The sequence below is a fragment of the Mucilaginibacter sp. P4_G9 genome (assembly GCF_056400985.1).
On record NZ_JBFUKF010000895.1, the window covers coordinates 1 to 757 of the forward strand.

Here is a 757-nt window from a genome sequence, read left to right on the forward strand (position 1 = left end):
CACCATGTACGTTACCAAAGGCAGCTGCCACTGTAAAACGCGGACTAACCTTTAAAAGGTGCTCATATGAATAAGAAACCTCTTCTGGCTGGGTGTATAAACGTGAGCTGTCAACATCAGAGTTGTCAACGCCGTCTTCCTCACCACCTGTTACACCTAATTCAATCTCCAGTGTCATACCCATTTTAGCCATACGCTCCAGGTATTTTGCACTTATCTCGATGTTTTCTTCCAAAGGCTCTTCAGAAAGATCAAGCATGTGAGATGAGAAAAGTGGTTTACCGGTTTCGGCAAAGAATTTTTCACCATGCTCTAATAAACCGTCAATCCATGGTAATAACTTTTTAGCAGCATGGTCGGTATGTARAATAACAGCTACGCCATAATGCTCTGCCAGTAAGTGAACGTGCTTTGCAGCAGATACACCACCTAATATACAGGCTTGCAATTTTGAATTATCTAATGATTTGCCGGCATAAAATTGCGCACCGCCATTTGATAGCTGAATAATAACCGGAGAGTTTACCAGCTTAGCTGTTTCCATAACTGCATTAATGGTATTTGTACCAATAACGTTTACTGCCGGTAAAGCAAACTGATGCTTTTTAGCTGCTTCAAATAGTTCCTGCACCTGATCGCCGTGCAGAACACCTTTATAATTTTTTAAATCCATGAGCTTTTATTTGGGCCTCGAAGTTATAAAATTTCTTTGTTTTTGATAAGAAATCTTGTTATTAATCATTGAATACTACCATTT

1 protein-coding gene is annotated in these 757 nt (G+C 39.6%); it reads right to left on the bottom strand.

Annotated features, from left to right (window positions below):
- Positions 1–673: class II fructose-bisphosphate aldolase (gene fbaA, locus AC1DPZ_RS28415; RefSeq protein WP_477409850.1), on the bottom strand; the 673-nt coding region annotated here is incomplete at its 3' end.
- Between the last annotated feature and the right edge of the window lie 84 nt (positions 674–757).